The organism is Gilliamella sp. Choc4-2 (assembly GCF_001690355.1).
GTDB classification, from domain to species: domain Bacteria; phylum Pseudomonadota; class Gammaproteobacteria; order Enterobacterales; family Orbaceae; genus Gilliamella; species Gilliamella apicola_A.
Genome location: NZ_LZHG01000060.1, coordinates 73,795 through 85,686, shown reverse-complemented (window position 1 = coordinate 85,686; position 11,892 = coordinate 73,795). Strand labels below are relative to the sequence as shown.

Annotated in this window: 7 protein-coding genes; all 7 read left to right on the top strand. The window is 37.3% G+C overall.

Features of this window, described 5'->3' with window-relative positions:
- The first annotated feature begins 2 nt into the window (after positions 1–2).
- Positions 3–1,295 carry a phosphoribosylamine--glycine ligase gene (gene purD / locus A9G34_RS08045; protein WP_034943802.1) on the top strand — a complete coding sequence of 431 codons (1,293 nt, stop codon included), beginning with the start codon at positions 3–5 and terminating at the stop codon, positions 1,293–1,295.
- 324 nt (positions 1,296–1,619) lie between these two features.
- Positions 1,620–2,582 (top strand): hypothetical protein, encoded by a 963-nt coding sequence (locus A9G34_RS08040; RefSeq protein ID WP_034943799.1) that lies wholly within the window; start codon positions 1,620–1,622, stop codon positions 2,580–2,582.
- Between the two features lie 45 nt (positions 2,583–2,627).
- Positions 2,628–7,076, top strand: a complete 4,449-nt coding sequence (locus tag A9G34_RS08035) for a toxin VasX (protein ID WP_065569406.1) — start codon at positions 2,628–2,630, stop codon at positions 7,074–7,076.
- A gap of 14 nt (positions 7,077–7,090) precedes the next feature.
- A complete protein-coding gene (locus A9G34_RS08030) occupies positions 7,091–7,771 on the top strand; it encodes a hypothetical protein (protein WP_065569405.1) in 681 nt (226 codons plus the stop codon).
- Positions 7,772–7,873: 102 nt separating this feature from the next.
- Positions 7,874–8,551, top strand: a complete 678-nt coding sequence (locus A9G34_RS08025; RefSeq protein WP_065569404.1) for a hypothetical protein — start codon at positions 7,874–7,876, stop codon at positions 8,549–8,551.
- Positions 8,552–8,596: 45 nt separating this feature from the next.
- On the top strand, positions 8,597–9,277 hold the full coding sequence (locus tag A9G34_RS08020; protein ID WP_065569403.1) for a hypothetical protein: 681 nt from the start codon (positions 8,597–8,599) through the stop codon (positions 9,275–9,277).
- Between the two features lie 187 nt (positions 9,278–9,464).
- Entirely contained in the window at positions 9,465–11,888 is a 2,424-nt protein-coding gene (gene rnr / locus A9G34_RS08015; protein ID WP_065569402.1) for a ribonuclease R, read from the top strand.
- The last annotated feature ends 4 nt before the right edge of the window (positions 11,889–11,892 follow it).

The window sequence follows — 11,892 nt, the reverse complement described above, 5'->3', positions numbered from 1 at the left end:
TTATGAAAGTTTTAGTCATTGGTAATGGCGGGCGTGAGCATGCCATAGCATGGAAAGCAGCACAATCACCGCTCGTTTCAAAAGTATTTATTGCACCAGGAAATGCAGGCAGTTCGCTTGAGCCAAATTTAGAAAATATAAACATCAAAGCAACCGACATTAGTGGATTACTCAACTTTGCAGAGCAACAGCAAATAGATTTAACCATAGTAGGACCAGAAACACCGTTAGTTTTGGGTATAGTTGATAGTTTTCAAAAAGCGGGATTAAAAATCTTCGGTCCAACAAAAGCCGCTGCACAATTAGAAGGTTCAAAAGCCTTTACCAAAGACTTTCTTGCACGGCATAACATCCCTACCGCTGAATATCAAAATTTTACAGACGTTAAGCTCGCACTTACTTATTTACGGCAAAAAGGCGCCCCGATTGTTATCAAAGCCGACGGATTGGCAGCAGGAAAAGGTGTAATTGTCGCCATGACGCTAAAAGAAGCCGAAAACGCCGTACGTGACATGTTAGCAGGCAATGCCTTTGGCGATGCAGGTCACCGAGTGGTTATAGAAGAGTTTTTAGAAGGTGAAGAGGCGAGTTTTATTGTCATGGTTGACGGCAAACATATAGAACCGATGGCAACAAGCCAAGATCATAAACGAGTTGGTGATGGTGATACTGGATTAAATACAGGTGGAATGGGGGCTTACTCACCTGCTCCTGTAGTAACAGATGCCGTTTTTGCAAAGGTAATCGATGAGATCATCTACCCAACTGTTAACGGCATGGCGCAAGAGGGTAATACTTATGTTGGCTTCTTATATGCGGGGTTAATGATTGACAAAAACGGCAACCCAAAAGTTATTGAATTCAACTGCCGACTTGGCGATCCAGAAACACAACCGATAATGATGCGAATGCAATCTGATCTCATCGAACTTTGCCTTGCAGCAGTGGATGGCAAATTAAATACCATCAACTCAAAATGGGATCCAAGACCATCGCTAGGCATAGTTATGGCAGCAGAAGGGTATCCTGGTCACTACGACACCCAAGATATAATAACGGGCTTACCGACAAAGCCAACGCAAGATTGTAAAGTATTTCATGCCGGCACTCGTTTTGAAAAAGGTCATATATTTACAAATGGTGGGCGTGTACTTTGCGTAACTGCACTTGGCAACACAGTGCAAGATGCTCAACAGCGAGCTTATCAACAAGTGAAAAAAATTCATTGGCATGGTTGTTTTTACCGTCATGATATTGGCTATCGAGCAATTGAGCGCGAAAAAAATCAAACATAAGGATAATATCCGAACCATTAAGAATAAAGAAAAATCAATAATCGGCTACATAACAAGCCAAAAAAGATCATAAAAAAACTTTTTTTGATTTTTGGTTGAACAGCATATATATTAGTTAATGATTTTTTATTTAAAAGAATTAATTGAATAAAATAAAAAATACCACCCAAAAGGTGTTCAAACTATTAGTATTTTAGGAATAGAGATGAATAAAAAAAAGTGTTGTGCCAATAAAGTGTTCTTGGATGAAGAAATCTTATTGGAAAGTGGTGATGAGTCACGCGGTAAGCTTATAGTAATAAATCTTAGAATAAGGGGGCAATAATGAAGGATTCTTCCCTTATACCATTATCCGTTGCTTTTGATAAATTAAAAAAAGAACTAAGCAATGACACAAATCAACAAAAATATCGCTATATATTGTTAGATAGATTAGGTGTTGTCAGTGAATTATCACTTATCTATAGTGAAGAGTTAGAAGAAAATTTCCCTTCTGATCGTTTAGCGGTGCTCAAACGTCCGACTCTTTTGCATGAATTACACTCTTGCCCACTACTTGTATGTATAGCCGCACCCAACGAGCCGTTAAATAGAGAGCTATTAGCCGCGGCCATTGTACAAATAGACGATGAATTTTTAAACAAAAAACAGTATGTATCTGGATTTATTGCCAGCCCCTTACCGCCCAAAGAGCTTGCCGAAGCATTGGTCGAATCTTGTTTGCGAGCAGGTAAAGCTTTAAATACCAATTATTTACCGTTTTATGAACCTTTTATATTAGATCTCATTCGTCACAGTTATATTGAACCAAATTCACACCTTGGATTATTATTACCGACCGATAGCAATTATTACTTTGTTGATATGGACTATCAGCTGTATGCTTTCCATTCAATTAGCTATCAAGATGAATGGGAGTTTGTATTAAATTTTACTAATGAATCATTGCGTTATAATCATCTTAACAAACCTCAGCTTTATCAAATAGCGGTAACATTATCAGACCTGTATGAAGAAAAAGAAAAACCGTTACCGCCGAAAATCTTATCAAAAATAATTCATTATTTTTATGATCCTCAAGGCAAACAGCTAAAAAATGCTAATGACCGGCGGGCATATGTATTATTTTCGATAATATATGGACAATTAACTGAAAACGAACAATTGGCTGAAATAATTAACCAAGTGATAAATAACGAAGAAAAGCAAGGTCAACTAGGCAAATTATTAAGCCAAGAAGAGCACGCTTTAACTTCAATAAAAAGCAAAGCGTTAAATAACAATTAAATAATATATTAGTATCGTATTAGTTTTATCTGGATGAAGAGAACAATGAACCAAGAAAACATATTAGAAACAAAAAAAACACAAAATATAGACGATTTACAAGATCCACAAGAAAGTTATTTTGAACCAGAATTGGTTTATGAATCGGATAAAAAAGCCTTATTATTAGAAAATGGACAATGTGGAGTATGTCAGCGCAAAGGTTTTCCCTTATTTTTAGTTCGTAAGTCAATTGTACCGATTAGATTTTATCATAATATTGACTGGTCTAAAGGTATGGTAGAGTTAGGGGACAGAGAACCGAAAGAGAGTTGGAAAGAATATAAATACGTATATCGAATGCTACGTGAAGGTTATGTATATATACTTTGCAACCCGATAGGCAATACAGATGATAGTAAACTAGAGGTAATGGTTTATGAAGTGACTTATTCAGGGGCGATGCGCCTACGAAAGTTCCGTGATGTCAAAGGTTCAAGACCTAAAGAAATCCCCGAAAGTTGCCTTAAAGACAATCACAACATAAAAGGGTTATTTATCACCATTGACAATCGAGTTTATGATAAAGCTTGGATTGCTTATTCCCCGATACGTTGGAAAGTCAAAACGATTAACCATTACCGAAAAAATAAAATCGAACGCTTACAGCGATTTAGTGAAGTAGATCTGACACAAACCAAAGCCCCAGACATTTCGCCGCAAAATCGCAGTTTTTTGTTTAACGACTTTATGGATAAAAAACGTCACTTACTAGAGCTTGAGTGTGACGATAGAATGGTCCATGATTATTTTGATGAAACCGGGCGAAAAAAGGAAAAATCGCGTCAACCTAAAAAAGCAAAGGAAAAGCTAGATGAAATCATTTCTCTTATCGGCTCAATGAGTAAAGGCATTTTTAAAAAACTGGACGTTTCATTGGATGGACTTTTTCGTTACACCCTAGAGCTGTTACAAGAAGTGAATGTTCAACAGTTTTTTACGGCAAGCCATTTCAATTCATTAATATTAGAAAAATCCTTTGAGGCATTAAATAATACGCTACAAAGCTACCAATCAAATAGCCATTACCTTACAGAAATTGCGGCATTAGTAGTAGAAGATAGCCTAGGTATTGCAGAAGAGCTATCTATACAAAGGCGCCAAAAATTAGCGCCGGTGGCGGAAGGGCTAGCCAGTCAAAATATAAAAGATAATAGTGATGTAGTTGAATTAAAAAAGTATCATCAACTAGTTCGCAGTAGTAGTCATGATTTAATTTATGAAAAAGAGAAGCATTTAACCGCTCACCCATTGGCAAGGGCAATGCAAAAGGCTAGAGGTCGAAATGAGCTTGCAAATTATTACAGTGAGCAAACACAATTAGTAAAAGAATACCCTTTTGTTTACTTTAAGCCAGAGCTGAACTATACCCGCCGACAATATCAGTTAATAGAACAATACAAAGACTCAATACGTTCTTCCATTTCCCAAGAATGTGAAAACGAAGCTTATTTATTTTTATTCTATAATTCCAAAGAGAACTATAATGCTCCTTCTCAATATCCACGTTATCAAGTCAGTGCAGACGAAAATATTACGCATTACATCAAGAAAAACGATGAAATCAATACATATGATAAAGAACAAAAGACCATAGATGAGCTTAGTGATATAGATAAAATTAGCGTACGAGGTGTTATTGGTGATATACCTTTAGCGAAGAAATTGGGTATAGCAGAAGATGATGTCTATAACCTATGGCAATTTAATAGGCGTGTTTATTGCCGTCGTATCAGCGTATTGGGTCTTGAAAACCGAATATCAAAAAAAAGGGGTTTAGGTAATTATAAAGAAATTCCCTTAACCCCGGTTCAACAAGCTGAGTTACTTGAAAAATATAAAGCTAATATAGGTAAAAAAGCGAATAGATATAAAAATATCGATAGTGTAAAAGTTGTACATTTTTATGATTTACAACAAGTAAAACAATATTATGCTGATGAACGGCTTGAAGATGACTGGTCTAAACGGGCTAAACGACTTAATCAACCGTCGTTAGACAACTATGAAACATTTGAAAAAACGGGGTATCAATCTTTATATCATTATATTGAAACTTGCTCGCAAGATTATTATAACTATTTGATTTGGTTATTTGGTGAGGACCACAAATATTATCAGGTTGAATCTTCGCCGGCATCGAAGGGTAGTGCTCAAAACGGCGAGCCGAAAGCTGCGTTACCAAGCACGGTAAATAAGCTGCTTTTTTGGCAAGCAGAAATAGAGCCAGATATTTCAGATATGCACTTAAGCTTTTTAAATTCATTTTTAATGATATTTGACAGTGCCTGTTTAGGCACCATCACCTTACCGCAACATTCGGCGTTATGGGGAATGTTACTGAATAATGACCAATCGATATATTTTTATCTGCTTGGGGATAAAACGAAAATAAACGAGAAGGAAGGAACAACACAATCAACGACCCCGTTGGTATTTAAATATGTGGCAGAATTAGAGGACAACGACCAATCAGCCTTGAAACAAGTGGGCTTATCGGGCAGGGACGTTATTGCTATCACCAATGAGCTCCTTAGTGTTGAGTTAAAAAATAACAAAAATTTAATGACCCGGTTCATTGAAAAAATTGTGAATTTTAGTATTGAAGGCGCCAATCGTTCAATGGAAAATAATGTAAAAATCCATAATCTAAAATTGCAAGACCACTATCTAGAAGCTATAAAACTGTTTAAAGTACAAGGGCAAGAACGGGTATGTCAATATAAAGTAAAAATGTCAATCAAAGGCTTAAATGAATATATAAAACACAATGAAAAGCTGATGCCCTTTTTTGTGCATAAAGAGCTGAAAACCAATAAAGGGACAACTGTCAATTTAGCCCAGTCAGAAAAGTCTCGTTGGTATATAAAACATACAAATAATAAACAGATAGCAAAAGAAACAGTTGAAATCAATATATTAATGGCATTTGAAAGCGAAGAGCAGCAACGCCTTTTTGAAAAAGGGTTTAGCTCAAAGGGTGGTTTGGGGCAAAAATCGTTAAAACGGATAACCTCTAACATTATTGAAGCTAACAATGCCACACTTGATGAAAATGACATTAAGCATTTATCAAAAACCTTAAAAAGGAAAAAACAACTTATTGAAATATTTGATAAATCCTCCAGTTGTGTGTTAGGTAGCATAGGTTTATATTTTCAGGTGACCGCCTTAAAAGAGGCGCAAAAAGAAATCGATAATATCAAAGATCCGATTGCCAAAATTTTAATGAAGTATCGCCTATTGATAAGTTATGCCTCAACAATGTCGGCAACAACGCAGTTAATCATAGACGGCACCCAATTATTAGGGGTAATACGTGCGCAAAACGCGTCACTATTTATCGAGCGAGGCGGTCGACTCAGTGCGTTACTAGAAGGGTTAAAACCGGTAGCCAATGTAGCTAATGTGCTAGGTGTGATAGACAGTGCAATGTCGCTGACTCAAGCAATAACAAGCTGTATTGAAGGGAACACGGGTTCTGGTGTTGTTTGTGCCACAAGTGCTTTAAGTCTTATCATGGGTCTTGCCGTATGCGCAAATATTGTGCCTTTTTGGGGGCAAATTATATTTATTGTTATTTCTATTGGTATTTTGATTGTCAATAATATATTTTACAGTGATGGAAGCGATTGGGATGAAATCAACAAATGGTTAAACCGTTGTATGCTAGGTAATTTTGATTTTCATCAATCAAAATACCCACCTTATTACTTACCGACGCCGAAATGTATGTTACTTTCCGAGCAGGATTACTATTTAGCGGTAAATGGGGGTCGTTGTTTGCTCGAAGCTGAAAGGAGTACCTTATTAGAAGCAGCGGATACCATATTAACAAATACACCACCAATGTATCCTATAGGGGTGGCGTATAAACTTATTGAAATCGATTACGATTTAATGCTAACGCTAAACTTGCCGGATTTTGATGAAACTAAATCCGTATTTGAAGGAAAAGTAACCATTAAATCCTTATCGAAGAGTAATCAAACACCTGTTGAATTGACGATATCTCATGGCGGTAAGTTATTAGCTATCAAGCCATTATCCTCCGCAGATTTTTTTACTCCGAGAGCCAAAAAACAAGCAGAGAGTGAAGAACTTTACCAAATGGATGAGAAAAAGGGCGATGAAAATGATGATGAAAAACTGTTAATAGAAATGATGGATATCGCCTTTGACAGCAAGTCAGACGACAATAAAAGCTCGGACGCATCGACGACGGATACCCCATCAGATAATAAACCGATTGAAACCCCATCAGATAGTAAACCGATTGAAAACCGGATAGGGCTATTTTTAATAAAATGGAAGTTGGGGAAAATAAAAGGCAAGCACGAGGTTTCAATTCGGGTTAACTACTGGCCAACAGGCATGTTTGAAGAATCAGATAACAATAAAGAGAAACAAGAAAAAACGCCATTCTTGCTTTCATACAACTATATAAAAGACTAAGCGAAGTATAAAAAATGAAAAAAATTCTAACACTCTCAATATGCGGTATCTTGTTGACCGCTTGCGATAACTACCCGTATAAACAAAAAATCCAAGGCACTTATGACTGGAACAATAAAACTGGCGATAAAGCGATTTGTATGATGGCAGGCAGAGTAACTAAGTCCATGTACCCGTATACCACTATACATCTAAAAGGGGAAGAATTACCTTTCTCAACTCAAACTATGAAAGAATTTCATAACCGCTTAAAAAATGAGAATTTACATTTATTTAGCAAGCGAGGCTTTTTTACCGAGGAATACCTAGGCGAAGTCGACGGTAAACCGATATACCGTTATAACCTGACCGATTTAGGGCGCAAATATGTAAAATGGACATTTGGTAATACTAATTTTTGTTTTGGTCGAGTGGTTGTCGATAAAATTAAACGCACTAAAGACACCATTAATGGCGTGGGGGGCGGCACCGTGCGCGATGTGTACATTACCTATCATGTTGAAAATATTCCTGATTGGGTGAAAGACCCTGAAATCTATAAACGTTTTGGTTATTTTAAAGAGCTGGTTAATGGTGAGCCAGTACAAGGAATGCATAGCTATAAAGTATTTGGAAAGAATAAATTAGAAACATTAAATGGGGTAAGTGGCGTTTATAAATGGGCATCGGATGTTGATGAAGAGTTAGAAGAGTGATATTGGGTAGTTAGTTTGATAGCAAAATAATAATTAGAAACAAGAAAAAACGCCATTCTTGCTTTCATACAACTATATAAAAGATTAAGCGAAGTATAAAAAATGAAAAAAATTCTAACACTCTCAATATGCGGTATCTTGTTGACCGCTTGCGACAACTACCCGTATAAACAAAAAATCCAAGGCACTTATGACTGGAACAATAAAACTGGCGATAAAGCGATTTGTATGATGGTGGGCGATGTAACTGAGTCCATGTACCCGTATACCACTATACATATTGAAGGCGAGGAGTTACCTTTTTCCCCTGATAGAAAGCCTAAATATTATAACCGCTTAAAAAATGACAGTTTGCATTTATTTAGCAAGCGAGGCTTTTTTACCGAGGAATACCTAGGCGAAGTCGATGGTAAACCGATATACCGTTATAACCTCACCGATTTAGGGCGCAAATATGTAAAATGGGCATTTGCTGAAACTAATTTTTGTTTTGGTCGAGTGGTTGTCGATAAAATTAAACGCACTAAAGACACCATTAATGGCGTGGGGGGCGGCACCGTGCGCGATGTGTACATTACCTATCATGTTGAAAATATTCCTGATTGGGTGAAAGACCCTGAAATCTATAAACGTTTTCGTTATTCTGAAAAACTGGTTAATGGTGAGCCAGTACAAGGAATGCATAGCTATAAAGTATTTGGAAAGAATAAATTAGAAACATTAACTGGGGTAAGTGGCGTTTATAAATGGGCATCAGATTTTAATAAAGAGTTAAAATAGTGTGTTGGGTAACAGCTATATAAAAGACTAAGCGAAGTATAAAAAATGAAAAAAATCTTAACACTCTCAATATGCGGTATCTTGTTGACCGCTTGCGACAACTACCCATATAAAAAGGATATTCAAGAAATTTATGACTGGAACAATGAAACTGGCGATAAAGCGATTTGTATGATGGTGGGCAGAGTAACTGAGTCCATGTACCCGTATACCACTATACATCTAAAAGGGGAAGAATTACCTTTCTCAACTCAAACTATGAAAGAATTTCATAACCGCTTAAAAAATGAGAATTTACATTTATTTAGCAAGCGAGGCTTTTTTACCGAGGAATACCTAGGCGAAGTCGACGGTAAACCGATATACCGTTATAACCTCACCGATTTAGGGCGCAAATATGTAAAATGGGCATTTGCTGAAACTAATTTTTGTTTTGGTCGAGTGGTTGTCGATAAAATTAAACGCACTAAAGACACCATTAATGGCGTGGGGGGCGGCACCGTGCGCGATGTGTACATTACCTATCATGTTGAAAATATTCCTGATTGGGTGAAAGACCCTGAAATCTATAAACGTTTTGGTTATTCTGAAAAACTGGTTAATGGTGAGCCAGTACAAGGAATGCATAGCTATAAAGTATTTGGAAAGAATAAATTAGAAACATTAAATGGGGTAAGCGGTCGATATAAATGGGCATCGGATGTTGATGAAGAGTTAGAAGAGTGATATTTATAGATAAAATGGTTGTGCTATTAATACCTTATTGATATTTAGTAAATTATTGGTAACAGTATTTTTCCTTTGAGCGCATTTAACCACATAGAGAAATAGCATGGGTAAAAATGAATGTTCATTTTAAGTTATATAACTCTATGTTATGCTAGCGTTAATATTAGTCACAGGATATCCCTTTATGATAGAAGATCCCTTTTTTGACCGCGAAGCCGAGAAGTATGATTCCCCAATAGCTAGCCGTGAACTTATTTTAGATTACCTTAAACAAGAAGCCAAACCAGCAAGTTTAGAAACCATTGCTCAAGCAATGGCGATAAAAAATGATGAACAAAAAGTAGCGTTACATCGTCGTTTACGTGCAATGGAGCGTGATGGTCAAGTGGTGTTTACTCGCCGGAAATGTTATGCCCTGCCTGAAAAATTTGATATGGTAAAAGGCAGTGTGATTGCACACCGTGACGGCTTTGGTTTTTTACGGGTAGAAGGCACTCCTGAAGACTACTTTTTATCGCCAGAGCAAATGAAAAAGGTGTTACAAGGTGATGTGATTTTAGCGCAGCCAATGGGGACTAAATATCGTGGTAAAACTGAAGCTCGAGTGGTTCGAATTTTAGAGCCTCGTAGTAATTTTATTGTCGGGCGATATTTTATTGAGCAAGGGGTTGGTTTTGTTGTCCCTGATGATAGTCGTTTAAACTTTGATATTTTAATTGCAGGCAAACCTAGCCGCACAGTTCGTATGGGAACAGTGGTGGTAGTTGAGTTACAACAACGTCCTGAACGCCGTCAAAAAGCGGTAGGTGTAATAAAAGAAGTGCTTGGCGAAATAATGGGAACTAATTTGGCAATTGATATTGCCCTGCGGAATCATGAAATCCCTTATGAATTGCCAAAGGCTGTTGAAAAAGAAGTTAGCAAGTTTACCGAACAAGTGCCAGAAAGCGCCAAAAAAGGGCGAAGAGATTTGCGTCAATTGCCTTTGGTAACAATTGATGGTGAAGATGCGCGTGATTTTGATGATGCGGTTTATTGTCAAAAAAACCGCGGAGGCGGCTATCGTTTATGGGTGGCTATTGCAGATGTAAGTTACTATGTTAGACCAGGTAAGGCGTTAGATAAAGAAGCTTGTTTACGGGGGACATCGGTTTACTTTCCTTCACGAGTTGTACCAATGCTTCCAGAAGTGTTATCCAATGGGCTTTGTTCGTTAAATCCGCAAGTTGATCGTTTATGCTTAGTGTGCGAAATGACCGTATCGAACAAAGGACGATTAACAGGGTATGAGTTTTACGAAGCCGTGATGAATTCGCATGCTCGGTTAACGTATACCAAAGTGGCGAAGATTTTAGAGGGAGATGAAGAACTTCGTGAGCATTATCATGATTTAGTCCCTCATCTTGAAAATCTTTATGGACTTTATAATGTGCTTGATAAAGCCCGTGTGGTCCGTGGTGCGATAGGCTTTGAGTCCGAAGAGCCAAAATTTATTTTTAATGCCGATAAACGTATTGAAAGTATTGAGCTGGCACAGCGTAATGTGGCACATAAAATCATTGAAGAATGCATGATTTTAGCTAATGTAGCAGCAGCGAAATTAGTGATTAAAGCTGATGTGCCTTCATTATTCCGAGTGCATGATAGACCTGATGAAGATCGCATGAATAATCTGCGTAGTATTTTAAGTGAGCTAGGCGTATCACTAGCAGGAGGAAACAACCCAAAACCGAAAGATATCGCCGAATTAATGGTTGCTATTGAAGCTCGCCCCGATCATGATATGTTGCAAACCGTGATTTTACGTTCAATGAAGCAAGCCATTTATGATCCCGAAAATCGAGGGCACTTTGGTTTAGCGCTTGACGAATATGCGCACTTTACCTCACCAATTCGTCGTTATCCTGATTTGCTTTTGCATCGCGCTATTAAATGGATTTTGGCTAATGAAAAACATAAAACCAGTAAAACGGGAGGGTATCGTTATGATACAAATGAAATGCTTTACTTTGGTGAACACTGCTCAATGACTGAGCGTCGTGCTGACGAAGCCGTGCGTGATGTAGTTGATTGGCTTAAGTGTGATTACATGCAAGATCATGTGGGTGAAGTTTTTAACGGTACGATTTCAAGCGTGGTTAATTTTGGGTTCTTTGTTCGGTTGGACGATCTATTTATCGATGGTTTAGTGCATGTGTCGTCGCTAGAAAATGATTATTATATTTTTGATGGTTCGCGTAATCGTTTGATTGGTGAAAACAGCCGTTTCGTTTATCGTTTGGGCGATAAAGTGCAAGTAAAAGTCGATAATGTGAATCCTGAAGAACGTAAAATTGATTTTTCATTAGTGGGCAGTAATAATAAGCCAAAACGTCAGGGGAAAACGGCAAAAGAGAAGTCCAAACAAGCCCCAAAAGATCAACAAGCTGATTTATCCGTTAAGCGAAAAGGCAAAAAATCAACCAGTAAAAAAAGTAGTGCTAAGCCAAGTAACCCAAAAAAAGCAAAATCACGCACTAAATCAAGCATGAAATCAAGTGCTAAAGTTGAACTGAAAGCCAAAAGTAAAAAACGGAGTAAATCAAAATCAACGAATAAAACTAAATAGTTAA